General features: G+C 61.0%; 26 protein-coding genes. 18 read left to right on the plus strand and 8 right to left on the minus strand.

Annotated features, from left to right (window positions below; translation table 11 throughout):
- Positions 1–136 precede the first annotated feature (136 nt).
- The gene (locus AWT76_RS04635; protein ID WP_072247450.1) at positions 137–898 is read left to right on the plus strand and encodes an NAD kinase; all 762 of its coding nucleotides are present in this window, start codon (positions 137–139) and stop codon (positions 896–898) included.
- 30 nt (positions 899–928) lie between these two features.
- Here the strand turns inward: AWT76_RS04635 and AWT76_RS04640 are convergent, their stop codons facing one another.
- The 5 genes from AWT76_RS04640 to AWT76_RS04660 form a co-directional block, all read right to left on the minus strand.
- The gene (locus AWT76_RS04640) at positions 929–3,052 is read right to left on the minus strand and encodes a hypothetical protein (protein ID WP_072245318.1); all 2,124 of its coding nucleotides are present in this window, start codon (positions 3,050–3,052) and stop codon (positions 929–931) included.
- Between the two features lie 3 nt (positions 3,053–3,055).
- A complete protein-coding gene (gene motA, locus AWT76_RS04645; RefSeq protein ID WP_072245319.1) occupies positions 3,056–3,925 on the minus strand; it encodes a flagellar motor stator protein MotA in 870 nt (289 codons plus the stop codon).
- Between the two features lie 105 nt (positions 3,926–4,030).
- On the minus strand, positions 4,031–4,603 hold the full coding sequence (locus AWT76_RS04650; protein WP_072245320.1) for a MotE family protein: 573 nt from the start codon (positions 4,601–4,603) through the stop codon (positions 4,031–4,033).
- Positions 4,600–5,013 carry a hypothetical protein gene (locus AWT76_RS04655; protein WP_072245321.1) on the minus strand — a complete coding sequence of 138 codons (414 nt, stop codon included), beginning with the start codon at positions 5,011–5,013 and terminating at the stop codon, positions 4,600–4,602. The genes AWT76_RS04650 and AWT76_RS04655 overlap by 4 nt, the downstream gene beginning before the upstream one ends.
- Positions 5,014–5,025: 12 nt before the next feature.
- Positions 5,026–5,520, minus strand: a complete 495-nt coding sequence (locus tag AWT76_RS04660) for a flagellar basal body-associated FliL family protein (protein WP_072245322.1) — start codon at positions 5,518–5,520, stop codon at positions 5,026–5,028.
- Between the two features lie 123 nt (positions 5,521–5,643).
- Here AWT76_RS04660 and fliF point away from each other — a divergent pair, with 123 nt between their 5' ends.
- Genes fliF through fliP form a run of 4 tightly spaced genes read left to right on the plus strand, consistent with a single transcriptional unit; the run spans position 5,644 to position 8,813 of the window.
- Positions 5,644–7,200, plus strand: coding sequence for a flagellar basal-body MS-ring/collar protein FliF (gene fliF, locus AWT76_RS04665; protein WP_072245323.1), 1,557 nt, complete (start codon positions 5,644–5,646; stop codon positions 7,198–7,200).
- Positions 7,197–7,790, plus strand: coding sequence for a FliH/SctL family protein (locus tag AWT76_RS04670; protein ID WP_072245324.1), 594 nt, complete (start codon positions 7,197–7,199; stop codon positions 7,788–7,790). The genes fliF and AWT76_RS04670 overlap by 4 nt, the downstream gene beginning before the upstream one ends.
- The gene (locus AWT76_RS04675) at positions 7,783–8,082 is read left to right on the plus strand and encodes a FliM/FliN family flagellar motor switch protein (RefSeq protein ID WP_072245325.1); all 300 of its coding nucleotides are present in this window, start codon (positions 7,783–7,785) and stop codon (positions 8,080–8,082) included. Before AWT76_RS04670 ends, AWT76_RS04675 begins: the two co-directional genes overlap by 8 nt.
- Before the next feature lie 2 nt (positions 8,083–8,084).
- Positions 8,085–8,813 carry a flagellar type III secretion system pore protein FliP gene (gene fliP, locus AWT76_RS04680; protein ID WP_072245326.1) on the plus strand — a complete coding sequence of 243 codons (729 nt, stop codon included), beginning with the start codon at positions 8,085–8,087 and terminating at the stop codon, positions 8,811–8,813.
- Positions 8,814–9,120: 307 nt separating this feature from the next.
- Here the strand turns inward: fliP and AWT76_RS04685 are convergent, their stop codons facing one another.
- Positions 9,121–9,333 carry a DUF1127 domain-containing protein gene (locus AWT76_RS04685; RefSeq protein WP_072245327.1) on the minus strand — a complete coding sequence of 71 codons (213 nt, stop codon included), beginning with the start codon at positions 9,331–9,333 and terminating at the stop codon, positions 9,121–9,123.
- Between the two features lie 338 nt (positions 9,334–9,671).
- Between AWT76_RS04685 and AWT76_RS04690 the strand changes: the two genes are divergently transcribed.
- The 13 genes from AWT76_RS04690 (at position 9,672) to AWT76_RS04750 (ending at position 24,105) form a co-directional block, all read left to right on the plus strand.
- The gene (locus tag AWT76_RS04690) at positions 9,672–10,730 is read left to right on the plus strand and encodes an Mrp/NBP35 family ATP-binding protein (RefSeq protein WP_072247452.1); all 1,059 of its coding nucleotides are present in this window, start codon (positions 9,672–9,674) and stop codon (positions 10,728–10,730) included.
- Between the two features lie 635 nt (positions 10,731–11,365).
- Entirely contained in the window at positions 11,366–11,926 is a 561-nt protein-coding gene (locus AWT76_RS04695; RefSeq protein ID WP_082700106.1) for a division/cell wall cluster transcriptional repressor MraZ, read from the plus strand.
- A 5-nt stretch (positions 11,927–11,931) separates the two neighbouring features.
- Complete coding sequence (gene rsmH / locus AWT76_RS04700; RefSeq protein ID WP_072245328.1) at positions 11,932–12,906, plus strand: 16S rRNA (cytosine(1402)-N(4))-methyltransferase RsmH; 975 nt, start codon at positions 11,932–11,934, stop codon at positions 12,904–12,906.
- Between the two features lie 3 nt (positions 12,907–12,909).
- Positions 12,910–13,296, plus strand: a complete 387-nt coding sequence (ftsL, locus tag AWT76_RS04705) for a cell division protein FtsL (protein WP_072245329.1) — start codon at positions 12,910–12,912, stop codon at positions 13,294–13,296.
- A complete protein-coding gene (locus AWT76_RS04710) occupies positions 13,293–15,080 on the plus strand; it encodes a peptidoglycan D,D-transpeptidase FtsI family protein (RefSeq protein ID WP_072245330.1) in 1,788 nt (595 codons plus the stop codon). Before ftsL ends, AWT76_RS04710 begins: the two co-directional genes overlap by 4 nt.
- Positions 15,081–15,177: 97 nt before the next feature.
- Positions 15,178–16,662, plus strand: coding sequence for a UDP-N-acetylmuramoyl-L-alanyl-D-glutamate--2,6-diaminopimelate ligase (locus AWT76_RS04715; RefSeq protein ID WP_072245331.1), 1,485 nt, complete (start codon positions 15,178–15,180; stop codon positions 16,660–16,662).
- Positions 16,659–18,074 carry a UDP-N-acetylmuramoyl-tripeptide--D-alanyl-D-alanine ligase gene (locus AWT76_RS04720; protein WP_072245332.1) on the plus strand — a complete coding sequence of 472 codons (1,416 nt, stop codon included), beginning with the start codon at positions 16,659–16,661 and terminating at the stop codon, positions 18,072–18,074. The genes AWT76_RS04715 and AWT76_RS04720 overlap by 4 nt, the downstream gene beginning before the upstream one ends.
- Positions 18,074–19,159, plus strand: coding sequence for a phospho-N-acetylmuramoyl-pentapeptide-transferase (gene mraY, locus AWT76_RS04725; RefSeq protein WP_072245333.1), 1,086 nt, complete (start codon positions 18,074–18,076; stop codon positions 19,157–19,159). Before AWT76_RS04720 ends, mraY begins: the two co-directional genes overlap by 1 nt.
- Positions 19,160–19,292: 133 nt before the next feature.
- Entirely contained in the window at positions 19,293–20,696 is a 1,404-nt protein-coding gene (gene murD / locus AWT76_RS04730; RefSeq protein WP_072245334.1) for a UDP-N-acetylmuramoyl-L-alanine--D-glutamate ligase, read from the plus strand.
- Positions 20,693–21,580 (plus strand): EamA family transporter RarD, encoded by an 888-nt coding sequence (gene rarD, locus AWT76_RS04735; RefSeq protein ID WP_072245335.1) that lies wholly within the window; start codon positions 20,693–20,695, stop codon positions 21,578–21,580. The genes murD and rarD overlap by 4 nt, the downstream gene beginning before the upstream one ends.
- Before the next feature lie 40 nt (positions 21,581–21,620).
- On the plus strand, positions 21,621–22,043 hold the full coding sequence (locus AWT76_RS04740; protein ID WP_176699341.1) for a gamma-glutamylcyclotransferase family protein: 423 nt from the start codon (positions 21,621–21,623) through the stop codon (positions 22,041–22,043).
- Positions 22,040–23,002 carry an amidoligase family protein gene (locus AWT76_RS04745; protein WP_072245337.1) on the plus strand — a complete coding sequence of 321 codons (963 nt, stop codon included), beginning with the start codon at positions 22,040–22,042 and terminating at the stop codon, positions 23,000–23,002. The genes AWT76_RS04740 and AWT76_RS04745 overlap by 4 nt, the downstream gene beginning before the upstream one ends.
- A 218-nt stretch (positions 23,003–23,220) precedes the next feature.
- Positions 23,221–24,105 (plus strand): hypothetical protein, encoded by an 885-nt coding sequence (locus AWT76_RS04750; RefSeq protein ID WP_072245338.1) that lies wholly within the window; start codon positions 23,221–23,223, stop codon positions 24,103–24,105.
- Between the two features lie 156 nt (positions 24,106–24,261).
- On the opposite strand, the gene AWT76_RS04755 is transcribed toward AWT76_RS04750, so the two are convergent.
- Both AWT76_RS04755 and AWT76_RS04760 read right to left on the minus strand, forming a co-directional pair.
- Positions 24,262–24,789 (minus strand): response regulator, encoded by a 528-nt coding sequence (locus tag AWT76_RS04755; protein WP_141655881.1) that lies wholly within the window; start codon positions 24,787–24,789, stop codon positions 24,262–24,264.
- Positions 24,790–24,928: 139 nt separating this feature from the next.
- Entirely contained in the window at positions 24,929–25,315 is a 387-nt protein-coding gene (locus tag AWT76_RS04760) for a helix-turn-helix domain-containing protein (RefSeq protein ID WP_072245340.1), read from the minus strand.
- Positions 25,316–25,377: the final 62 nt, after the last annotated feature.

A 25,377-nucleotide genomic window follows, 5' to 3' on the forward strand; every position in this document is an offset into this window, starting at 1 on the left:
TTGTTTGCGCCGCATTTGGCCAAAACCGCGACGCGGCATGGTTGATGAAGCGCAAATGCGCAAGGTTGCAACCGCTTGCCAAACCCGCGCGATACAGGTCACAACACCGACATCATGCAGCCAAGGAGCGTTCATCATGACCCGCAAGATCGCGTTCGTTGCCAGCCCGGTCGCTGCCCCGCAGGCTGCGCTGGCGGAGTTGTCGGCGCGCTACGGGAATGTTCCGATTGCCAAGGCCGATGTGATCGTTGCCTTGGGCGGGGATGGGTTCATGCTGCAAACCCTGCATGCAACGCAGCATATCGACCTTCCGGTCTATGGCATGAACCGTGGCACGGTCGGTTTTCTTCTGAATGCCTATGCGGTCGACGGGTTATACGAAAGGCTTGCTGCGGCAGAGATGGCGCCGCTGAACCCGCTCGATATGCGCGCCGAAAGGGTGGACGGAAGCGTTGTGCGGGCACTGGCAATAAACGAGGTGTCGCTGCTGCGGCAAGGGGCGCAGGCGGCAAAACTGCGCATTCTGGTGGATGGACGCGAGCGTTTGCCGGAACTGATCTGCGATGGCGCTATGCTCAGCACGCCCGCCGGGTCCACCGCCTATAACTACTCTGCACATGGGCCGATTCTGCCGGTTGGTGCAGAGGTTTTGGCATTGACACCGGTCGCGGCATTTCGTCCGCGCCGCTGGCGTGGGGCCTTGTTGCCAACATCCAGCAAGGTGCGGTTCGAAGTGGTGGACCCCGATAAGCGACCTGTTATGGCGGATGCTGACAGCCGCTCTGTGCGCAATATTGTCTCGGTCGATATCGTGTCGCGTGCCGATATCGTCCACAAGCTGTTGTTCGACCCCGGCCATGGTCTGGAAGAACGGCTGATCCGCGAGCAGTTTTTCTAGCCAAAGCTGGGTCCGGCCACGAAAAGGGGGTCATTGTTCTGCCCCTGTCGATGTGCCGCCGATCAAATCTTGCACGCGTTTGCGCAGCTCTGCGGAGCGGTCAAGCGTCTGGCGCCCTTGCGAAAGTAGCCCCGTGCCCGGTACGTCCTCGGTTGTGGTGGCATTTGGTTCAGCCCTTGGCCCCGGTGCCGTGTCGGGTGGCACTTGCACAGGCATTGGTGCGGGCGGGACCGGGTCTTGCGGCACCGGCCCGGCCGGACCGGGCGGTTGCGGAGTGGCGACGGACAACGCCCGGTCGCCACGCAGAACCATCGGCGTGCTGCGCGCGGGCGCGGCCTCTATTGCTGTGGCTGCGCGCGTGGGGGCAGGGTCTGGCTGGGGCGAACGCAGCATTTGCTGCGCCGCCTCGGGAAAGCCAAGCGTGTCAAGCCTGCGGCGCAACGCGCCCCGCACATCTGCGCTTAGCCCTGCCGTCGCCCATGGAGATTGTTTGAAGGTTGTGGTGACGAACTCCGTGTCGGTCGCTGTTTGCGCAAGCGTGTTGAATAGGTCGGAAAGAAGTGCAGCGCGATTTTCCGGTGCCAGATCCGTCTCTGGCGCGTTAGCGATGCGGAATGCGGCGTCGTATTGTTGCGCGCGGGCCAATAGGCGGGCTGCCACATTCGCAAACCGGCGTCCAAGGTCGCTGCGCCGTAGCGCAAATTGTCGATCCACGGCAAGCGCCAGTAGCTCGGGCGTTACGGTCAGACCGCGGTCTAGGGCGTTCTGCAGAATCAGCAGCAGATCGCTATCCGGCAGGTCCATAAGGTCAGTGCCCGATAGCGCGCCTAAGGCTTCGGGCTGCGTTAGCAGGGTTTGCGATCTGGTGCCGGACGATGCCGGGTGAACCGAGCGGTCAAGCACGGCTTGCACCAATTTGGCCGCGTCCGGGGCATCATGTTGCAGTAGCGTGTTGATGATCGTGTTGCCCAAATGATGGCGCAAATGCGCAGACAGTGCCTGCGTGGCGCGGACGATCCGGTTTTCCGCATTCGGCAAGGTCAGGCTCTGGGCTGGGTCGCCAAGAACGGCCCAAAGCATGTCGAGATCGGAGCATTCGGCATATTTCACCAAGATGTCGGGCGCAGGCGGTTGGTCTAGGTCGATGACGTATGTCAGCTGTCGCAACACATCTGCGGCGGGCGCGGCGGGCAATAGGGACAGAATGCTTCGCGCCTCTGCGCCGAACCCGATTTGCAGAAATGCGATCGCAAGCGCCGACGCCGCATCCTCATCCAGCCGGTCAAGTGGATCATAAAGCGTCTGCCAGTCTGTGCGAGGCCCGCCTTCCGGCGCCAGACCCGACCAGTCTGCAATCTGGGCCGAGGCCGCGGAGAAGCAAAGCTGATCTGCCGCACCTTCTGGGGCATCGCGCCGGTCTTCTTGCGCAAGAATGTGGCGCGACGTCCCTTCAGGAACCAAAACGGGGTCAGGTGGTGCGGCTGCACGAAATTCGGGCTCGGGGGTTAACAGATTGGATGCGACTGCCCCAGCAATCATGCCTCCAAGCGCCGCGGTCATCATGTTGGCGTCATTTTCGTTTGGGGGCTCGGGTTCATCCGCTCCGGCTAAAGGGGATCGGCCCGGCATAAGTTGTGCGTGTAGGACAAGGGCTGTATCTGTGGCATGGTCCACCTCGCCCTTCATCCTGCGTGCAAGGGCTATGCCCGCGCTTTGTGGTGCATTGCGTGTGCGGTCTGCAACAGGCCGTGCCTGCGGGCGAACCGTTTGCTCGGGCGTCGCGTCTGGTTCGGGCGATTGGATGTCGAGAACAAGCTGCCCCGGCACGCCGTCGACCCTGCGTGCAGGGCAGGAACAGGCAAGTTGCAGCCTTAGACCGCCCGCGATCTGCGTGACCGAACGCAGGCGGGTTCGGGGAATGCGGTCGAAGGTTTTGGTCAGGTCCACCGCTAGCGACGGGTCCGAGAAAATTATGTCAATAGAGCGATCTGTTTCAACAAATCGCCAATCCATGCCCTCTGGAAGTGGCATTACAAGCCGCGTGAAATCTGCGTGTTCACCGGCCCGCAAGGCGATGTCCGCGCCTTGGGCAAGGCCCATTGAGGCCGTGATAAACCCGTGAAACAGCCCGATCAGGAGTGCGAGCAAGCGCATGGATCATGCCGCCGCTTTTTTCAGGTCTCGCATTGCATCCTCCAGCTCTGAAAACTCCGGTCTGAAATGGTGCGGTGCGTTTTGCCGACCGACTTCGATGCAGATATTTGCAGGATGTGAATGCATGTTTGCGACCAACACTTCGCGGATCAATTGGAAAAAGTGATCGTCCTCTGCAACGATCGCGCCCATGCGCGCAGCGATCGGGCCGACAAAACCGTAAGCCAAGAATACACCTAGAAACGTGCCCGTGAGTGCCCCGCCAATCATTTTCCCAAGCACTTCGGGCGGTTCGTCGATTGCGCCCATTGTCTTGATGATGCCGAGCACAGCTGCCACGATCCCGAGTGCAGGCAAGGCATCCGCCACAACCTGAACGGCGTGGCTGGTATGCAGCGCATGTTCTCGTCTGGCTTCCAGCCGCTTGTCGAGCACGTCTTCCACCTGATGCGGATCGTCATAATTCATCGAGGCTGCGCGCATCGTGTCGCAAATCAGTGCGACGGCATCATGGTCTTTTTGAATTTTCGGATAGGCGCTGAAGATGGAGGACTGGGATGGAGACTCTATATGCTCTTCGACCGCGACGGGGTTCTGGCGTGCCAACCAGATAAGCTGGAATAGCAAGCATAGCAGGTCGCGGTAATCTGTCGCTTGCCATTTCGGCCCCTTGAACACCTTTGCGATGTCACGGCCGGTTCCCTTTATGGTTGCAAGGTCATTTCCAAGCACGAAGGCACCCAGCGCCGCGCCCCCGATCATGACCATTTCGAAGGGCAGTGCCTTCAAGATGATGGTCATTGATCCACCGGCCCCCAGATAGCCGCCAAAAACCAGACCAACGACAAGAATTATGCCAATAATAGGTAACACGATAACCTCTTGATATCCTGATGGCGCCGCGCCTGATGTTGCAGTCAGTATCGCCAGCGGACCTTAAAATTCGGTTGCACCCTTGGAGGGCGCTGCACATGAAGCTTATTCGCGTGGTGTTTGGGCATGGCGCCCGGCAAGGACCGCACTAATGCCGTAGGCGAGGGTCGGGTCGAGTTCGGCCATCACCTCGCCCGCGAATTGCGGGTCCAGACGGGCGATGAACCCGGCCGCGAATTCGGTTTCCATTGTCGCAAATAACGCAGCGGCTTGTGGGGGTTTCATGTGTTCAAAAACCGTGGTCAGGCGTGACAGGTCGTTTTCAGCGGCGCTCTCGGTTTGGGCAAGCGTCGCGGCAAGGCGGCTTTCGGCAGCTTGCAATTCGTCAAGTTGGCGGCGCAGTTGCGCTTCAGCCGCGCGAAGGGCATCGCTGCGGTCCGCAAGTGCTTTTTCCTGTTCCAACAGGCGCGCCTCTCTGGCGCGCAAGGCGTCGAACAAAGCGCCGCCATCTGGTATTTCGACAGCGCTTTCAGGTGGTTCGGGTGCCGTGTCTTCGGCGGCGACCGCGCTTGCTACGCCAAGGCTTAGCCGTGACAGCCCTGCTACGAACAACAAGGCGGCGACGAGGAAAAGCACCGCCCCCATTCCCGCCCCGCGAAGTTTGGTATTAACTGTCATGCGCGTGTCCCCGTTCGGGTGCGGGTCATGCGCAGGCGTTGTTCGGGTGCGCGCGCGCGGTCCAGCGGTTCGAACTCTGCCGACGCGTCGGACCAGTCGGCGCTTGGTGGGGCGGCAGTGGTCTTGCCGGCATGGGGCCGATCCGCCGCCATCAACAGCTCCAGTCGCCGTGCTGCCTGTTCGGCGGCAGTGATCTGTTCGCGCAACACCCGTTCGCGCGCGGCAGAGCCAGCCTCGGCCGCAGACAACGCTTGGGTCAACTGGTCGACCTGTTTTGACAGCAGCGCGATGGCTCGCCCCACGTCGCCGTCTAGCCGCGTGAAGGCCCGCAATCTGCGGGACAGCAACATGCAGTACGCAGCCGCCAGCAGCGCCCCCGATCCGATTGCAATATCTGCAAGAATGCCCATATGCGCCGCTCCTTAGTTCAAGATGAATTCAGTGATGAGGAAATCGTCGATCAGGTCTTCTCCTGCCACCATTTGCAAACGGCGAAGCAACTGCGCGCGCAGTCGGATCAGGGCGGTCGGATCTTCAAGGTCGCTTGGTTCAACGGCGCGCAGATAGGTGTTGATGACTGCAAGAAAGCGCGGTCTGAAAGGCTCAGCTTCGGCAAGGCGGCCATCGGCGATTTCTATATGGGCCGACAAGCGCAGATGCTGCGCCGCGCCCGGCGTTGCCAGTGACAAGGTCAGCTGTTCAATCGCCATATAAGAGGGTGCCGGGCGCTTCTGCGGCGTGGCGGATTGAACAGTCTGTGCTTCGTTCTCGCCAAGAATCAGCTTTGTATAGACCGCGTAGAATCCACCGCCTCCTAGCAGAAATGCCCCGACAAGGCCGATCAAAATCGGCCTTAAACCCGTCTTTTTATTTGGAGAAATTCCTTCACCCTCTGTGATCGGCGCAGTCTGTGACATAAGCCCTCGCTTCGTGTTTGACTTTTGTTCTTTTGCCACAACTTCACTAACCGAATCTTAAGTCATGCGCGCGATGTTCAGACTGTCGAACGGGCAAAAGGCCCGCAGGAAGGGAGCATCGTTGTGCAGCAGGTTCGGGCATTCTGGACGACACTCGACACCACGCGCCAGCTATTGCTGGCCGGGCTGGGCGCTGTCGCGGTCATCGTGACCGTGTTCATCGCGCAACTTGGGCTGCAACCGGCAAAGGCGCTTCTGTATGCGGGGCTGGAAGAGGCCGCTGCGGGTGAGGTGATTCAGGCGCTAGAGGCGCGCAATATCGCTTATGAAGTGCGCGGCGACGCGATTTATGTGCCCTCGCCAGCGCGTGACGAGTTGCGGCTTATGCTGGCCTCTGCCGGGCTGCCAGCCAATTCGCATACCGGCTATGAGCTGCTCGATTCCCTCACCGGGTTTGGGACGACATCGCAAATGTTCGACGCTGCTTATTGGCGCGCGAAGGAAGGGGAACTGGCGCGGACCATCGTGGCCAGCCCACATCTGCGTCAGGCGCGTGTCCACATCTCACAGGGTGTGAACGGGGCGTTTCGCCGCGATATCGCGCCAACGGCCTCGGTGTCTGTCACATCACATGGCGGGCCACTGGCACCGGAACAGGCGCGGGCGGTGCGGTTTCTTGTGGCATCGGCCGTGCCGGGCATGACGCCGCAAGACGTCTCGATCATTGACAGCGCGAACGGGGTGGTCATTGGCCCCGATGACAGCGGCCAGCCAGCGGCCGTGTCGGCCGACCAGGCGCGCGATTTGCGACGCAGCGTGGAGCGTTTGCTTGAAGCTCATGTTGGTCCGGGGCGTTCCGTCGTTGAAGTAAGCCTAGAGATGGTCACCGATCGAGAGACCATCACAGAACGCAGGATTGACCCTGACACCCGCGTTGCAATCCGCTCTGAAAGCGAAGAAACCCGGATAAGCAGCACGGATTCGCGTGCGCAGGGTGTTACAGTGGCGTCGAACCTGCCCGATGGCGATGCGGCAGAGGGCGGCGCCGCCGAGAATACCGAAACCCAGACCCGGCAAAGCACCAACTTCGAGATATCTCACACGTTGCGCGAAATAGAGCGCGCGCCGGGCGCGATCCGGCGCATGACGGTCGCTGTGCTGATTGATGGTGTGCAAGAACCGCAGCCCGATGGAACGCAGTCTTGGCGCCCGCGCAGCGCCGAGGAACTGGCCCAATTGCGCGCGCTTGTCGCGTCTGCCGTGGGCTTTGACGAAGCGCGGGGCGATGTCATCACGCTGCAATCCCTGCGTTTTGAACCAGTTGCAGCCTTGGGAACCGAAGCGCGCTCTGGCTGGTTCGCCAATCCTGCGTTGGATGCCATGACATTGCTCCGCTGGGCCTTTTTACTGGTGGTGCTTGCTGTGTTTATCTTGTTCGTGCTGCGGCCACTTTTGCGCGCCGCCCGTGCGGATACTGCATCGCAGCGGCTGGCGCTGGATGGTCCGGCGCTGCCCGAAGACGGGTTCGAACGGTTCGAAGGGGGGGCAGCGCAGCTTCAAGCCAGTTCCGATGAAAGGGAAGACCCGATCGCCCGCTTGCGCCGCCTGATCGAAGAACGGCAGGAGGATTCGACGCAATTGCTGCGCCACTGGATGGAGGACCGAAAGGAGCCGTCATGACCAGACCCATGTTGAACCTCGAATCCTTTGACGCGGCCGATATGGCGCCGAATTGGGCGGCACTTGCGCCGCAAGATGCAGACAGCCTGCGCGCGCGCGCCTTTGAAGACGGGTATGGCGCAGGCTGGACCGATGCGTTGGAGCAGATGCGCAACGAGGATGCGTTGCGCCGCGTCGCGTCGGAAGAGGCGTTGCAAGCGGTGGCCTTTGGTTTTCAGGAAGCGAAGCATGGCTTGGAAAGCTGCTTCATGGACCTTGCGTCGCAGCTTGTGGCAACGCTGTTGCCAGAATTACGCCCGGTCGCGCTGCGTCAGCATCTGGCACAGGAATTGCGAACGCTCGCAGCGCGCCACTTTCGGGGGCGGCTCGAAATTCTCTGTGCGCCGACCAGTGTGACCACGATTTCAAACCTTGTTCAGGCCATCCCGGACATGGAAATCGCGGTGGTGCAAGAACCCAGCTTTACAGAGGCGCAAGTGCTGATCCGGGTCGACCAGACGGACCGGCGGATCGATCTAGATCGGGTGATCGCGGCTCTGAACGATGCGCTGGGCGACACTTTAGAGCAAAAGGACACGGTATATGGATGATGAAGCGAAGCCGCCAAGCCTTGAGCAGGCAAGCCCAGCAAACGCGATTCTTGGACAGGTCCCGATAGAGATTACGGTCTCTGTTGGGTTCGCAAGACCGATGGTGAAAGACCTGATGCGCCTGCGCCGCGATGCGGTTTTGCCGCTGGACCGGCGGGTGGATGACCCGGTTGAATTATATATCGGGGACAAGCTGATCGCGCGTGGCGAGTTGCAGGAGATGGAGGGCGAACAGGCCGGGTTTCTGGGTGTGCGCCTGACGGAACTTACCAATCTTGACGAGATGCTTTGACCATGCCGCTGCGTGTGCTCTGCGTTGCCGTTGCTTTGTGGCTTGCTGCCCTGACGCCGGCGCTGGCGCAGGATATCAGCCTGCAATTCGGCGAGGACGGATCGCTCGCACTGCGTGGTGCGCAACTGGTCGTGTTGCTGACGCTGCTTAGCCTTGCGCCCGGCATATTGGTCATGGTCACATGTTTTCCATTCATCGTGACGGTGCTGGCGATCTTGCGGCAGGCTTTGGGGTTGATGCAGTCGCCACCCAACATGCTGATGGTGTCGCTGGCCCTGTTCCTGACCTATTTCGTGATGGAACCGGTATTTGTCATGGCGTGGCAAAACGGGATTGTGCCGTTCAATGACGGTGACATTGCAATGGAAGAGGCGTTCCTGCGCACTGTGGACCCGTTTCGGGCCTTTATGGCCGCGCGTATCGACCCGGAGACATTCGAGAGCCTAGCCAGTCTGCGCCCAACCCCGGTTGGCGCGCTTGGTCCCGATAGCCCGCTCTCGGTGCTGGTTCCGTCCTTCATGCTTAGTGAAATCGCCCGCGCGTTTCAGATCGGGTTCCTGATCTTTCTGCCCTTCCTGATTATCGATCTGGTTGTGGCTGCGGTGCTGATGTCGATGGGCATGATGATGGTGCCGCCGGCAATCGTGTCGTTGCCATTCAAGCTGTCATTTTTCGTCATCGCCGATGGTTGGCGGCTGATTTCCGAAGCCCTGGTGCGCAGCTATTTCTAGGGCGGCCCTCGAAACGCAAAAAGGCGGCAATCCCAGGGAGGAGGAGGGGATTACCGCCGATTTTGCTTGACCCCAGGGAGGAGGAGGGGGTCGTCACAATGTCAAGGGCCAAAGGCCCGGTCACAGAGACACCGGCAGGGAGGAGGACGCCGGTTATCTCTCGATCGCCCTAGGGAGGAGGAAAGGGCGGTCGTTTCTGTCCGCGGTCCGGCTTGACGGGCCGGTGCGGTAGTTCTGGCGACGACTGAGGGAGGAGGAAACAGTCGCCGCCGTAATCAAGCCCCGGGAGGAGGATAGGGCCTGAAACTCAATTCTCGAACGCAGCCTCGTAAGCGAGGCGCGAAATCATCGACCGGCTGATGCCCAGATCATCCAGCTCGCGCGTGGACAGTGCATTCAACTCGGCATAGGTGCGATTATATACACGCCGACGCACGAAGGCTTCCGACAGCCGCAGAAAAAAGCCACCAAAAGGGCTTTGAACGCGGCTCGTGCCAAGATTTTCTGCGATATGTGCCATTTCGATGCACCTTTAACCTTTTGGCCGAGTGTTTCGGCCTCTTGCGGATCAATATATGCGAATGCTGCGGGTGCACAATGTAAGATGCTGCAATGCTGCTATGCGCTAGTGTCATGCTTACGTTGGGTAAATTTGCACGCTGCCCGAGATCCGGGCAGTTTGCATCTGGGGATGGTAAAACATGTGCAGCAGATACCTGAAAACGGGGCGGTGGCATCGATTGGCCGCGAAACTTGGGCGTTGCCCATTTCCCGCAATAGGGGCGGCGCCTGCAAATGGCCCCTTGCCCCGACGTGCGCCATGCACATCTATTCAGCAAGACAGGAATGGAGAACCCGATGGAACCCACGCGCGACGCTATACTTGCGGCTTTGGACACGGTTGCCTTGCCGGATGGCGGGACGCTGGTCGCGCGCGACCTTGTGCGCGCGCTGGTTGTGGATGGCCAATCGGTGCGATTCGTGATCGAAACGCCATCTGCCGAAATTGCCAAGAGCTATGGAGCGGTGCGCAACGAGGCCGAGCGGGTTGTCACCGCAGTGCCGGGTGTGCAGTCGGTCGCGGTGGCGCTGACAGCGCATAGCGCGCCCAAACCCGCACCGAACCTGAAGATCGGGCGGCACCCGACACCGCAAGAGGGGCGTCAGACAGTGCCCGGTGTGACCAGTCTGATCGCCATCGGATCGGGCAAGGGCGGGGTGGGCAAGTCTACCGTTTCGGCAAATCTGGCGGTGGCGCTTGCCCGCCAAGGATTGCGCGTTGGCCTGCTGGATGCCGATATCTACGGGCCCAGCCAACCCAAGATGATGGGGGTGGACAAGCGCCCGGCCTCTCCGGACGGCAAGCGGATCATTCCGCCCGAGGCGCATGGCGTGCGCATGATCTCTATCGGGTTGATGTTGAAAGGCGATGACGCCGTGATCTGGCGCGGCCCAATGCTGATGGGCGCATTGCAACAGCTTTTGACGCAGGTGGAATGGGGCCGGCTGGATGTCTTGCTGGTGGATATGCCACCCGGCACCGGCGATATTCAACTAACGCTGTGCACCAAGTTCAATGTGCGCGGGGCGATCGTGGTGTCGACCCCGCAGGATGTCGCGCTGCTGGACGCGCGCAAAGCGCTGCGCGCATTCGAGACGCTGAAAACACCCGTTTTGGGGCTGATCGAGAATATGTCGACCTTCATTTGCCCGCAATGCGGTCACGAGGAGCATATTTTCGGAGATGGCGGTGTGCGCCGCGAGGCCCAGAAGCAGGGCTTGCCGTTTCTGGGGGAATTGCCGCTAAGCTTGGAAGTGCGCTTGGCCGGGGACGGGGGCGTGCCGGTTGCCGCCACCGACAGTCCGGTGGCGCAGGCCTATAGCCGGATTGCAGAGCAAGTTGTGGCCGCGCTTTAAGCCATAGCCCAGATGCGCCGGGATTACATGGAACCCGGCAGATTGCTGATCTGACAGCGTTGCGCTCGAATCACTGCGCCGTGATTCGAGCGTTATTTTTATTGCGATTTCTGGGTGGGATCGCGATTTATGTGGCTGCGCTGCCACATGCATGAGCAATTCTTGTTTGAAGCGGGAATTTATGGAACTGGTTTCCAAGTGCTGAACAAAGCTCAAGTTACAGCCCTATTTAGATATGATCTTGTTTTGTTCTCACAACATGTAGAATACCGTGGTGGTATCACCGCTTGATATGCTATGTTTTGTGGGCCGTATTCCCAAGGAATAGTGGGTAACCTCGCCAATTCTTCATTGATTACCATGAAATCCCGTGGCAATGATTGTTCCAAGATAAACGGGCATCACAGGGGCACCAAGACCCCGCCGAGGCAGAGTTCATACAGGTCCCCGCTTTATCTACAAAAGCACAGATCCGGCGCGCTCGCGAGCAGCATCCCCTCCCCCCAAGGAAGCGAGCGCCAACCGGGCACCCAGAGATGGGACAGTCGGCGGATCGAGCAGTGGCAGCAGCTCGATCCGCCGTTTTCATTTGCGGCACCTGAAACGCGCCGCATGCAGACGAAGGACGGCCCGACGTGGCACGCAGGTTCAGAGGCTCTTTCCACCAGAAGGTGGATGGCAAAGGCCGGGTTTCGATCCCGGCCAGCTTCCGACGCGTCGTCGAATCCGGAGACCCGGACTGGACCGAAGGGCTGCGCCCCAATCTGGTCATTGTTTACGGGCTGGACAGCCAGAAGCGGCTGGATTGCTACACGCTGACCGCAATCGAAGATATCGAGGACCGCATTGACCTGATGCAACCCGGCAGCCCAGAGCGCGAAACGCTGGAACTGACCTTTCACGGTCATGCCGCCGATGCCCAGATTGACGAGGACGGGCGGATCGTGCTTCCGCAACGCCTGCGCGACAAGCTGGAACTGGAACCGAACGAGGCTGCGTTCTTCATCGCCAAGGGCGATCATTTCCAGATCTGGAAGGAAGATACGTTCAAAGCCGTCAAATCCCAGCGCACAGACGTGTTCCTAGCCGATCAGGCCCCCGATTTCGACGCGCGCATTCACCTGCCGCCGCGCCCGTCCAGCGCGGTCGGAACAGAGGCCGATCTGCTGCGTGACACCCTGTCCCGCCGGCGTTAAGACCGATGCAAGACCCAAGCCCGCATATCCCGGTTCTGCTACAGCCCATACTGACCCATCTTGCGCCAATATCCGGCGTCTGGCTGGATGGAACACTTGGCGCAGGCGGCTATGCGCGCGCGCTTCTGGCAGCAGGGGCGGCGCAGGTGATCGGGGTGGACCGCGATCCACTCGCCTTGAACATGGCGCGCGACTGGGGTGCAGAATTCGGCGCGCGCTTGCGCCTTGTGCAGGGCAATTTCGCGCAGTTGGATGCGCATGCGGGCCAGCCGCTGGACGGTGTGGTGCTGGATCTTGGGGTCTCCAGCATGCAGTTGGATTTGCCCGAACGCGGGTTTTCCTTTTCCAAGGATGGTCCGCTGGACATGCGCATGTCGCAATCAGGTCCGTCAGCGCGCGATATCGTCAACGGCGCGTCGGAAGAGACATTGGCCGATATCCTGTTCCATTATGGCGAGGAACGCGCCAGCCGCCGGATCGCGCGGGCGATCCTGCGCGCGCGGGCAGAGGCCCCGATCGAGCGCACCGGGCAATTGGCTCAGATCGTATCGGGATGCCTGCCGCGCCCCAAACCGGGGCAAAGCCACCCGGCCACGCGCAGTTTCCAAGGCTTGCGCATTGCCGTGAATGCCGAATTCGACGCGCTTGTGGACGGGCTAGAAGCGGCAGAGCGCGCGCTCAAACCCGGTGGTTTTCTGGCGGTGGTCAGTTTCCATTCGTTGGAAGACCGGGTCGTGAAGCGGTTTCTGGCGCAGCGGGCCGGGCAGGGCGGGGGCGGCAACCGTTTTGCCCCCGAAGCCCCCCAGCGCGCCGCGCGGTTCGAGTTGATCGAGAAGAAGGGCATTTCCGCCGATGCGGCAGAGTTGGACGCCAACCCGCGCGCCCGCTCTGCGCGATTGCGGCTGGCGCGGCGCACCGACGCCCCCGCCAGCCCGGCCGACCGCGCCGCGTTGGGGTTGCCCCGCATATCAGAGGTGTGACTGATGCGAAGCTTGTTGTATCTGCTGACGGCTCTGGCGGTGATTGGCCTTGCATCCTGGGCCTATCGCGAAAACCACCTGACGCAAGAGGCCATGAACACCCGCGCCGCGCTGGAACGCGAGATCGCCCGTCTGGACGCCGAGATCTCTATGCAGCGTGTGGAATGGGCCTATCTGAACCGCCCCGACCGGTTGCGCGCGCTTGTCGATGTCAATTTCGAGGAATTGCAGCTTGTGCCCATGACCGCCGATCATTTCGGCGAGATTGACGAAATCGCCTACCCAGTGCCGGGCGCGCAATTCGACATTGGCGATGGGGTTGTCGTTTTCGGGGCGCTTGAGCAGATGACAGGCGATTTGCCCGCCACGTCCGAGGAAGAGCAGCCATGATCCGCACCCCCCTGCGCCCGCTTGCCCGTGTGCTTCGTGCCCGTGAACGCGGCGAAGATCCGAACTATATCGAACAGGAAAACCTGCGCCTGCGCCGACAAGAGCTGCGCGATACCGGCCGTGTGCGTGCCGAATTGCGGCTGTTGGTGCTGGCCCTGATGTTCCTGTCGGGCTTTGTGCTGCTGGGCGCGCGTATGGGGCTGTTGGCCGCGACAGAGCCGGTCGAAATGCGCGTCGGTCTGGTAGAGGGGATTTCCGACACGCGTTCCGACATCACCGACCGCAATGGCCGGGTGCTGGCGACAAACCTTGCCACACATGCGCTTTATGCCGAAACCCGGCGCATGGTGGACCCGGTGCGCGCCGCGCGTGAATTGGGCCGCATATTCCCGGAACTGGATGCCGACCGCCTGGCGGCGCGCTTCACCGACCCGGACCGCAGTTTTGTCTGGGTGCGCACCCGCCTTTCGCCAGAGCAGAAACAGGCGGTGCATGATATTGGAGAGCCGGGGCTGTTGTTCGGGCCGCGCAAGATGCGTGTTTACCCGAATGGACGCGTGGCCGCGCATATCCTTGGCGGCGCGCGTTTTGGCGAACAAGGCGTGCGGGCCGCCGAAATCTTGGGCGTGGCGGGTGCAGAATTGTATTTCGAGGAGCGTCTGCGCGACCCTTCCCGCGCCAACCAGCCCTTGCAGCTGTCGATTGACCTGCCGCTTCAGGCAACGATCACAGAGGTTCTGTCGGGCGGTATGCAGGTGCTCAGCGCACGCGGCGCCAGCGCTGTGTTGATGGATGCCCATACCGGAGAGGTGCTGAGCCTTGTCTCTTTGCCCGATTTCGACCCGAATGACCGCCCCGCGCCCTTGACCGAGGGCGAGCCTGCCGACAGCCCGCTCTTCAACCGCGCGGTGCAGGGCTATTATGAACTTGGCTCGGTGATGAAGGCTTTCACCGTCGCGCAGGCGCTGGAAGAGGGTGATGTCACACCTGACACCATCATCGACACGCGCGGCCCGTTAAGATGGGGCCGGTTCAGGATCAATGATTTCCGTGATTATGGCAGCGAGATGTCTGTCACAAAGGTGATGGTGCATTCGTCTAATATCGGGACCGCGCGCATGGCGCAGGAAATCGGGGCAGAGCGACAGCAGGATTTCTTGCGCCGTTTCGGGTTCTTGGACCGCATGGCGATAGAGCTGGCAGAGGCCCAGCGCGCGCGCCCATTGCTGCCAGAGCCATGGTCGGAACTGTCGGCCATGACCATTTCTTACGGCCACGGCCTGACAACCAGCCCGCTTGCCTTGGCCGCAGGCTATGCCGCGCTGGTAAATGGCGGGCGGCAGGTAACGCCCACCCTGTTGCGCCGCGACGCCCCCCCCGATGCGCCGCAGGTGATAAGCGCGCGCAGCTCTGCCCAGATGCGCGAAATCCTGCATGATGTGGTCTATGAAGGCACGGCCTCTTTCGCGCGTATTCCGGGTTATCCGGTTGGCGGCAAAACCGGGTCTGCCGACAAGCCCGGCCCGAATGGCGGCTATAAGGAAGATGCGGTGCTGGCGACCTTCGCAAGCGTATTCCCGTCGCATGACCCGAAATACGTTCTGGTCGTGACACTGGACGAAGCCGTGGACACCACCGGCCCAGAGCCGCGCCGCACCGCAGGTTGGACCGCCGTGCCCATCTCTGCCGAAATCACCCGCCGCGTGGCCCCCATGTTGGGCCTGCGCCCCGTGGCGCTGAAGCAAGCAGAGGCAAAGCTACAGGCCGACACTGGCGCGCAATAGCCCAACGCTGCGCGCGGGCCATTGAACCCATATGCCAAAACGGGGTAACTGAACCGCGATCCGCCCCAAGCCCCGGTCATTTGGAAGGAACATCTGCGTGTCCGACTTGCCTGCCCGCCCTTTGTCTGCGCTTGGCCTAAACCCCAGCCGGGGCGGCAATGTCGTTGTGACCGGAATTGGGCTGGACAGCCGCGCCGCGCGAAAAGGGATGCTGTTTGCCGCACTGCCCGGCAGTCGCGTGCACGGGGCCGAATATATCGCTACCGCGCTTGCCTTGGGCGCTACCGCCATCCTGACGGACCGGACCGGGGCCGAAATTGCCGCCGACGCGCTTGCTGGCTCTGATGCGGCCTTGGTGCTGGCGGAAGACCCGCGTGCCGCGCTTTCTGGGGCGGCGGCATTGTGGTTTGGTGCGCAGCCACAGACCATGGCGGCGGTGACGGGCACCAATGGCAAGACCTCTGTGGCCAGCTTCGCCCGCCAGCTCTGGGCGGCGCTGGGCTATGACGCGGTCAATCTGGGCACGACCGGCGTTGAAGGGGCCTATAGCGCGCCGCTGGGCCATACCACGCCCGACAGCGTGACATTGCACCGGCTGCTGGCCGACATGGCCCGCGAGGGCGTGACCCATTGTGCGATGGAAGCGTCCTCGCACGGGTTGGACCAACGGCGCTTGGACGGCGTGACATTGCGCGCCGCCGGGTTTACCAATTTCACGCAGGACCATCTGGACTACCACCAGACAATGGCCGCCTATTTCGCGGCCAAAGCGCTGCTTTTTGAACGCGTTCTGCCCGATGATGGTATCGCCGTTCTGAACATGGACGATCCGCGCGGGGCGGAACTGTTGGCAATTGCCGAAGCGCGCGGGCTTGGCACGCTGACCGTAGGCCGCGACGCCGATGCCGATATCCGGCTTCTGGGCCAACGGTTCGACGCGGCGGGGCAGGTCTTGCGGTTTGCCTATGACGGCGTGACCTACCAGCAGAACCTGCCGCTGATCGGCGGTTTTCAGGCGGAAAACGTGTTGGTGGCCTATGGGCTTGTGTTGGCCTGCGGGGCCGACCCGGCAGAGACCGCCGCGCAACTCCATCGGTTGGACGGGGTGCGCGGGCGGATGCAACTGGCGGGCACGCGCGCCAATGGTGCGACCGTCTTCGTCGATTACGCCCATACCCCCGATGCGTTGGCCGTCGCTTTGCAGGCGCTGCGACCGCATGTGATGGGCCGCCTTGTGGTGGTGTTCGGCGCGGGGGGCGACCGCGACCGCGGCAAACGTCCGCTGATGGGGGCAGCGGCGGCAAAACATGCCGATGTTGTATTTGTGACAGACGACAACCCCAGATCCGAAGAACCCGGCGCAATCCGTGCAGAAATATTGCAAGCCTGCCCGGGCGCGACCGAAGTAGCCGACCGCGCCGAAGCCATCCTTCGCGGGGTTGACGCCTTGGGTCCGGGTGATGCGCTGCTGATCGCGGGCAAGGGCCATGAAACCGGGCAGATCGTGGGCGATACGGTCTACCCGTTTGACGATCTGGAACAGGCGTCTCTTGCCATTGCCGCTTTGGAGGAACGGGCATGACCCTCTGGACCGCTGCCGATGCCGCTGCTGCCACGGATGGCCAAACCACCGGGGCGTGGCAGGTAAGTGGAATATCTATTGACACGCGCAGCTTGCAGCCGGGCGATTTGTTCGTGGCGCTTTCTGCCGCGCGCGATGGGCATGATTTCGTGGCAGATGCCTTTGCCAAGGGTGCGGCGGCGGCCATGGTTTCGCGCATTCCAGAAGGGGTGGCGAAGGACGCCCCGCTGCTTTTGGTCCCCGATGTTCTGGAAGGCTTGCGCGCCCTTGGCGCGGCGGGTCGTGCCCGAAGCCGTGCCAAGGTCATTGGCATAACCGGGTCCGTGGGCAAGACATCGACCAAGGACATGGCGCGCGACATGCTGGCGGAATTTGGCAAAGTCCATGCCGCCGAGGCCAGTTTCAACAACCATTGGGGTGTGCCGATCACATTGGCGCGGCTGCCGCAAGACGCCGATTTCGCCGTGGTCGAAATGGGCATGAGCAATGCGGGCGAAATTGCGCCCCTGACCGCGCTTGCCCGCCCAAATGTTGCAATAGTGACAGCGATTGCGCCCGCGCACCTTGAATCCTTGGGCAGTCTGGAGGCGATAGCGCAGGAAAAGGCAAGTATCTTTGCCGGGCTGGAACCCGGTGGCACGGCCATTTTCCCAGCCGAATTGCCGACCAGTTCCATTCTAGAGCGAACCGCCCGGACCCATGCCTCAACATGCCTGCCAATGGGAAAGGGTGATCTGCCGCTTCACCTGCATGACATTCGCCAGACCGAGACCGCGCTCGTGCTGCGCGCCAAGGTCGGGCAGATGGCGGTTGCGGTGCGTCTGATCAATTCGGGCGCCCATGCCGCCAGCAATGCGTTGGCCTGTTTGGGCGTGGCCCATGCGCTGGGTCTGGACCTTGCGCGCGCCGCCTTTGCGCTGGGGCGCTGGCAACCGCCCGCCGGGCGCGGGCTGCGCCAGACCATCCTGCTTGACCCGATCGAAGAGGCCAGCTTCACCCTGATTGACGATGCGTTCAATGCCAATCCGGCCTCTATGGCGGCGGCGCTGGCGCTGCTGGCCCAGACCAATCCTGCCGATGGCGGGCGGCGCGTTGCCATTTTGGGCGACATGCTGGAACTTGGCCCGGACGAACAGGCCATGCATGCCGCGCTGGCCGAAGACCCGTCCATGGCAGATATTCGGTTGGTGCATTGCGTTGGCGCGCGCATGGCGGCACTTCACGCCGCGTTGCCCCTGCGCCAGCGCGGTCGTCGGGTGCCAAATGCCGAGGCGCTGCTCGATCACGTTCATACCCTTGTCGCGCCCGGTGACGTGGTGCTGGTCAAGGGCTCCAAGGGCAGCCATGTTTCGCGCGTTGTCGACGCGCTGCGCGGCCTTGATACCCAATCCTCGCAGAAAAAGGGCCTGTAATGCTTTTTTGGTTGACCGAGTTCGCCGAAACCCTGCCGGGGTTCAACCTGTTTAGGTATATCACCTTCCGGGCTGGGGCGGCGTTCTTCACCGCGCTCGTTTTCGGCTTTTTCTTTGGCCGTCCGCTTATCAACCTGCTTAAGCGCCGCCAATCAAACGGCCAGCCCATCCGTGCTGACGGCCCAGAAAGCCACTTGCTGACCAAGACCGGCACGCCGACCATGGGGGGATTGCTGATCTTGTCAGCGCTGACGGTTTCGACCGTGCTTTGGGCGCGGCTGGACAACCCCTATGTCTGGATCGTGTTGCTGGTGACAATCGGCTTTGGCCTGATCGGCTTTGCCGATGACCTTGCCAAAGTGTCGAAAGGCAATGTCAAAGGCGTGCCGGGCCGTGTGCGGCTGGCCTTGGGAACGCTGATTGGCGTGCTGGCCAGTGCGGCGGCGATGTATGTCCACCCGGCAGAGCTTCAGGGCCAGCTTGCCGTTCCGATCTTCTCAGAGGTGCTGGTTACGCTGGGCTGGTTCTTCATTCCGGTCGGGGCGTTTGTCATCGTGGGTGCGGCCAATTCCGTGAACCTGACCGACGGGCTGGACGGGCTGGCGATCATGCCGGTGATGATTGCGGGCGCCACGCTGGGGGTGATCGCCTATGCCGTGGGCCGGGTCGATTTTACCGCCTATCTGGATGTGCATTATGTGCCCGGGGTGGGCGAATTGCTGATCTTCACAGCCGCGCTTGCGGGGGGCGGCTTGGGGTTCTTGTGGTATAACGCGCCCCCGGCGGCTGTGTTCATGGGGGATACGGGCAGCTTGGCCTTGGGCGGTGCGCTGGGCGCGATTGCCGTCTGCATCAAGCATGAAATCGTGCTGGGCATCGTGGGCGGGATATTCGTGGTCGAAACCCTCTCGGTCATTATTCAGGTGCTCTATTTCAAGAAGACCGGAAAGCGCGTGTTCCTGATGGCCCCGATCCACCATCATTTCGAGAAAAAGGGCTGGGCAGAGCCGCAGATCGTGATCCGCTTCTGGATCATTGCGCTGGTTCTGGCGCTGATCGGGCTGGCGACACTCAAGGTGCGTTAAGCGCGCCGCTTGCACCTTCATCTTGCCCCAAATACTCTGGGGTGCGGCTGGCCTATCCGGGCCAGCAAGGGGGCAACGCCCCCGGAACAAATTGGCGCAGGGGCGCAGCCCCTTCCGGTTGAAAGGCTGTCAGATGATCCCGGTGCAAGGGTTTGAAGGGTGCCGCGTCGCGGTGTTGGGCCTTGGCCGCTCGGGGCTGGCCACATGTCGCGCGCTGGCCGCAGGCGGGGCCGCGCCGCTGGCATGGGATGACAGCCCAGATGCCCGCGCCCGTGCAGAGGCAGAGGGCATTGCCCTGCAAGACCTGTCGCGCGCCGATTGGTCGCAAATCGCGGCCCTTATCACCAGCCCGGGCATTGCGCATCTTTACCCCGCGCCCAACCGCCATATTGCCGCGGCCTTGGCGGCTGGGGTGCCGGTGGATAATGACATCGGCCTATTTTTCCGCAGCATGGCGACAACCCGCAACATGGAAATGGACCAGCCGCCGAAGCTTGTGGCCGTTACCGGGTCAAACGGAAAATCCACCACCACGGCATTGATCGCGCATATCATGGGTGCCATGGGGCGTCCGTGCCAGATGGCGGGAAATATCGGCAAGGGGGTCTTGTCCATTGACCCGCCCGGCGAAGGCGAGGTGATCGTGCTGGAACTGTCCAGCTACCAGACCGAACTGGCCCGCGCACTGACGCCAGATATTGCCGTGTTCACCAATCTGTCGCCCGATCATCTGGACCGCCATGGCGGGATGGGCGGCTATTTCGCCGCCAAGCGGCGGCTTTTTTCCGAAGGCGGGCCGGACCGCGCCATCATCGGCGTGGACGAGATTGAGGGGCTGTTCATGGCCGGGCAACTTTCGGAAGCGGCAGAAGATGCGCGGGTGATCCGCATCTCCTCTGGTCAGAAGCTGGTGGGGCCGGGTTGGAACATTTTTGCGCGCAAGGGCTTTCTGGCCGAATACCGCGCGGGGCGGCAGGTGGCATCTATCGACCTGCGCGCCATGCCGGGCCTGCCCGGCGCGCATAACCACCAGAATGCCTGCGCGGCCTATGCCGTTGCGCGCAGTCTGGGTGCCGCGCCGCGCCTGATTGCAGATGCCATGGCCAGTTTCATGGGCCTGCCGCATCGCAGCCAGTTGGTCGCCGAAGCGGGTGGTGTGCGCTACATCAACGATTCCAAGGCCACCAATGCCGACAGTGCCGCCAAGGCGCTGCAAGCCTTCGACCGCATCCGCTGGATTGCGGGCGGGCTGGGCAAGGATGGTGGGATCGCGGCGCTTGCCCCGCATCTGGACCGCGTAAGCAAAGCCTATCTGATCGGCCATTCCGCGCGGGATTTTGCCCTGCAATTGGGCGAGCACCCGCACGAGATTTGCGACACGATCGAGCAGGCCACAGCCCGCGCCATGGCAGATGCGCAGCCGGGCGACACCGTGCTGTTGGCCCCGGCGGCGGCCAGTTTCGACCAGTTCCCCGATTTCGAGGCGCGCGGCGCGGCCTTTATCGCCGCAGTTCAGGCGGGGCTGGACCACGCATGAATGAAGATACCCCGCGCGGCTTTGCGTTCGCGCTTGGCGCTTTTGCGATCTGGGGCATGTTGCCCTTTTACTTCCGGGCGCTGGGCCATGTGCCAACGCCCGAAGTGGTCGCGCATCGGGTGATCTGGGCGGTCCCGGTGGCGCTTGGCTGGTTGCTTTACCTTGGGCGCACGGCAGATTTGCGGCTGGCCATCCGCACCCCGCGCATGTTGGGCATGGCGGTGGTCACGGCGGCGCTGATTTCGCTGAATTGGGGTGCCTATGTCTGGCTTATCCAGTCGGGTCAAGCGATGGAAGCGGCCTTGGGCTATTACATCAACCCCATTTTCAGCGTGTTTCTGGGGTCGATCTTTCTGGGTGAACGGCTCAGCGCGCGGCAATGGGGCGCGGTTGCGCTGGCTTTTGCCGCGGTCGTGGTCTTGACGGTCGAGGCCGGAAGCCTGCCCTTGGGCGCGCTGGTCTTGGTCTTTTCTTGGGGTGGATATGCGTTTTTCAAACGCGCTTTGCCGATTGGCCCCAACCAAGGTTTCGCGCTGGAAGCCCTGATATTGCTGCCAGTTGCGCTGGCCTTCATGGGCTGGCAAGCGGCGCAAGGCAACCTGTTCGCGGCACAGGCAAGCGGGGTGGATTGGCTGCTATTGCTGGGCTGCGGGGTTATTACCGCGGTGCCGCTCATCCTTTATGCCAATGGTGCCAAAGGACTTCGGCTATCGACCATCGCGATTTCGGGCTATGCGATTCCGACGATGATTTTTCTGATCTCGACCCTTGCGTTTCAGGAACCGTTCGAGGGGGCGCGACTAATCGCCTTTCCCATGATCTGGGCGGCCATGGCGCTCTATATCTGGGAAGTGCTGCGCAAGCGGCGCGCCGCGCGGGCTTGACCTTGGCCGCGGCTCTGCCACCTTGCCAAGGATGACCAAGATGACGCTGTTTGCCCTGATCGTGATTGCGCTGGCGTGGTATGCGATCACCCGCGCCCCGTTTTACTTGCCGCCAACCGATGCTGCCACGCCCGCGCCGCCCGATGGTTCGGTGCGGGTCTTTGGCTTTGCGACGCTGACCAATCCGCTGGTGCGGCTGGTGGTTATGGGCCGTTGGGTGCCTGCCGAACCTGCGCAGTTGCGTGGCTGGCAGCGCGGCGCAGGGCGCGACATCGTGGAAGGGGCGGATACCGTGCTGGATGGGGTTGTGTTCCGCGCAACCCCGGCAGAGATGATCCGCCTTGACCGCTACGAGCGCACCGGGCGAAAATACCGCCGTGACCTGATGGTGCTGGAAAACGGGCAAAGCGCCTGGGTCTACCGCCTGATCGGGGTGCCCGGCGCAGAGGGGGTAGAGGATTGACCGACACTCTGCACCGCGCCTTGCCGCGAGACCGCTTTTTGCCTTTGCCAGACCATGCTGGTCCCAGCCGCGATCGGCGCACGGGGGTAGAGGTTGAATTCGCCGGGTTGACGCCAGAGCAGGCGGCCCAGATCGTTCAGGCCGAATGGGGCGGCACGATAACCCGCGAGGGGCCGCGCGACCTGTTGGTCGCAGATGGGCGTTTCGGCCCGGTCAAGGTGGAACTGGATATCACGCTCAAGACACGCTGGATCGAGGATTTGGCTGTCGAGATCTTGGGCGATCTTGTTCCAGTCGAGATTGTGACCGCCCCGATGGCGCAACGCGATTTGCCGCAGGTCGCGGCGCTTTTGACCACGCTGGCACGGGCTGGCGCAAAAGGGTCGGGCGCACATGTTGGCTACGGGTTCGGCGTGCACCTGAACACCGAACGCCCGGATGACCCCGCCACCATTGCCATTGTGCGCGCCTTTGCGCTGCTGGAAGATTGGTTGCGCCAGTCGGACCCGTTGGACCCGGCGCGCCGCGTTCTGCCTTTTGTTGATCCGTGGCCGCGCGCGCTGGTCGATGCGCTGGCCGGAGCCGATGATTGGTCCTTGGCCGACCTTGGGCGCGTCTATGCCAAGCATGCCCCGTCGCGTGGCTATGGGCTGGACCTGCTGCCGCTGTTGCAAGACGCTGTGCCGGACACGCTTGCCAACGTGCCGGCAGATCAGCTGAAGGGCGGCAGGCCGACCTTTCATTACCGACTGCCGGAAACCCGGCTGGACGAAGTGGATTGGTCGCTGGCCTATGAATGGAACCGCTGGTGGGTTGTCGAACAGGTCGCCAAGGATAGCGGCTTTATTCACAGCTTGGCCAATATCCGTCAGCAACGCGGGCTTTGGCCGACCGGAGAGGCGGCAGAGATTGCGGCAAAACTGTGGCAATCCGCGATCATTGATCGAATCGGTGGATAGTCCAAGCTGGGCTTTCTACGGTCTGGACAGGCCGCTTTAGTTCCAAACGCGCAACAACAGGGGCATTGCGGGGCAATCGTTGCCAATGCGTAAAAACCCTTTTGAATTTATCTAAAATTGTTGGCACCGGCGCGCACTGATTTCGTCTTTTCCAAGCACGTTTTGTGGCCGCTCGGCTATCCCGAAGCATAACATCAAGGGTGTGAAGGGAGTTTTCCATGCCATTTTTCAGAGCGTTGGGCTTCGGCTCGGGGTCATTTGGGTCCAACTTTGGCGGCGGTTCAAGGTTCGGGAAGTTCTCGAATCATGGTCAAAGCAATGCATGTTCGACCGAAAAGGTCGAAAAGCTGGCAGAGAAGTATCAGGAAATCGCTGATAGATACGCGGACAAGGCTGATAGCATTCGCGACAAGCTCGCCGAAAAAGCCGACGATATTCGGGACAAGACCGCACACAAGGTGCAGGCGCTGCAAGAAAAGGGCTTTCACCATTTGGCGGCCAAGGTCGAAAAGATTGGCGAGTTGAAGGCTGCCAAGATCGAGAAACTGGGCGAATGCAAAGCCGATATATACGACGCGAAAGCAAATCACTGGCAGGCCAAAGCGGATGCGCTGGCTGGCAAGACCGATGATGATGACGTGGATGAAGAAGATGATGACGATGATGGTGACGATGACGACGGCGGCGACACCTCTGGTGAAGACACTGTCGATGAAGTGAAAATCTTTTACTCGACCGTCGATGCTGATGGGAATGAGCAGCAGTTCACCGAAGAAGGCTATTTCCAGTGGGCGACGGTCGAACTTCCCGAAGGAACGACGCTTGACGAGGTAAATATCGACGACATTCTGACCGATGTTCTGGCCGATCTGGAAGAGAACGGCACCGAGGTTGGCGAAGTCTATCAGGTCACAATCGTTGGCACCGATGCCGATGGGAATGAGGTTGTGACCGATTACGAACTGGGCACCGATGATGATGGCAATACCACCTTGGTGCCAAGAGACGACGACACGATGAGCAGCCTGTCGACCGGCGAAGCGTCTGAAGATGACATTCCAGACGAAGACGACGAAGACGATGAGGACGACTCGGACCATTGACCCAAGGGTCAAAACACAAAGAAGGGCGCGTTACACCGCGCCCTTTTTCATGCCATCTGCCTGCGTTCGGAAAGCGGGGCAGACCGCGCGACAACGACACGGGCAATCAGCTTGAACAGCGCCGTCGCCTTGCGTCGGGAAACCTGTCGTCAGCCTTTATGTTTTGAATTGGGGAATGTTTCCGGGGCAAAGGTGCGCGCGGTGGTTCTCGCCAAAATAGTCGCGATACTGATAGGTCTGCACCCTTGGTGCGCTTCTTTTGTTCAATACATATTCAATGGCTTCAACAAACCTGTCGAAGCTGACGGGCTTGCGCAGGGTGACATCAGCAATCGAACTGCGTTCGCTGCCGAAGTCATCGCGGGCGGTGTCATGTGATAGAAGAACAAGCTTTGCCGTAGGTTGTTCGTTGCGAAGCGACAAACAGACCTCTATCGCGGTGTTCATACTTATGAAGTGATCAAGGTCGACGCAGATAAGGCGGTAGCTGACAGGGGTATTGCGTAGCCAGTCTTGTGCAGCTTTGGTATAGGCTACAACCATCATGCTTAGCTTGAACTCTACATACGCCCACTCTTGCAATAGTTGTGAATTCTCACAATATGAGCCTATCAAGAGTGCCAGCCCGCTGTGAGGGCGATCGTGACCGGTGGAAGCAGTTCGAGGATTGGTCACCATCGCCATGTTACCCTCTTTAAAAACGTGACGTTTCACTTATATTGGCCATAGGCTGCGTGTCACTGCAAGAAAAAAGTGAAAAATCACACCAAGGTGTTGAATATGGACAGGATGGAGCGCCAACTGGCGCTGGAGATGCTATCTCTTATTCTTGCGCGCAGATCGCAGCCAATAAGTGAATGCACTCCAGAAGACGTTCTTTCTGAGCTTGAGAAAGAGTGTCGAGAAATTGTGCGACTTCAGCTCGGTTCGGATCAAGCGTTTCAGCCATGTCTGAATTGCTTCCAGGACCTGCCATCGGAGCAAGAAGACTAGTCAAGGACACATTCAAAGCGCAGGCAAGCTTGTATGATGTTGATAACCTAGGGCTTTTCGCGCGACCGTCTAAAATATCCTTGACCGCCCGTAGATTAAGGCCAGCTTTTCTCGACAACGAAGTCGCATTCAAACCCTGCTCTTTCATAAGCAGCGCAAGGTTCATTCTGAAGCACTCTGAGAGTTGTGCCTCGTCAACGGTATCCGTTTCAGGCATGCCATCCTGCTTCAGACTAATTACGATCTAAATTCACCGATTTTTGACAAATCGTTACTCAC

The sequence above is a fragment of the Roseibaca calidilacus genome (genome assembly GCF_001517585.1).
Lineage (GTDB): Bacteria > Pseudomonadota > Alphaproteobacteria > Rhodobacterales > Rhodobacteraceae > Roseinatronobacter > Roseinatronobacter calidilacus.